Genomic DNA, 779 nt, shown 5'->3' on the forward strand with positions numbered 1-779 from the left:
CTCACTTCGGCATGGGATTGCAGCAGTATTGCAACTTCACCTCCCCCCTTAGAAAAGCCAGTGACTTTTTAGTACACCGCCAACTCGATGCGATTGCAGCCAACAATGAAAGCTACATTAACGAAGCTCAAATAGAAGCATTAAGTGAGAATTCGAGTAAAGCCAAAAGTGCCGTCTATGATGTTGAGCAATGGCTGAAGTGCCAGTATTTAGCTAAGAACAAACAAACCTTAAATGCTACGATTCATCGTGTCTTTTCTTCTGGTTTTCAAGTTCGTCTAGCAGAAACAGGTATTGAAGGATTTGTCTCAACCAAGGAGATGGAAGGGAAGTATAGCTTTAACCAAGACCTGCTTTGCATCACCAACAAAGAGCAGTCCTTCCAACTCGACCAAGCAGTACAAGTAAAACTCAAGCAAATCGACTGGTCTCGTAAACAAATTCAGTTCGAATTAGTTTAGACCGGCTACATCCTGGCCAAATTCTTGTCTGTCCTCAGCAGAGCCATGTAGGATATCTCCTACATGGCTTTAGGTTTTATCCTATTTTTTCCTACATGTGGTTTCCGTAATATACTCATCAAACGGAAGCAACATCAAACGGACTTGTTAGGGAAGGCAGGAGCCAATCTGAAGGATTCAGATAACTACACAGGGCAGTTGTAGATCAAGGAACGATAAGGCAAGGGACAATTGTGCTGCAGGAGCGGCTGAATAACTAAGGACAGTGGCAAAACAAGGATTTGTTCACGGATGTTCAATGGATACAATTAACTGATG

1 protein-coding gene is annotated in these 779 nt (G+C 42.7%); it reads left to right on the top strand.

The window, feature by feature from the left end:
• On the top strand, window positions 1–461 hold a 461-nt coding region (locus tag A3729_RS07640; protein ID WP_156497777.1), incomplete at its 5' end, for an RNB domain-containing ribonuclease.
• Window positions 462–779: the final 318 nt, after the last annotated feature.

The sequence above is a fragment of the Oleiphilus sp. HI0043 genome (assembly GCF_001634935.1).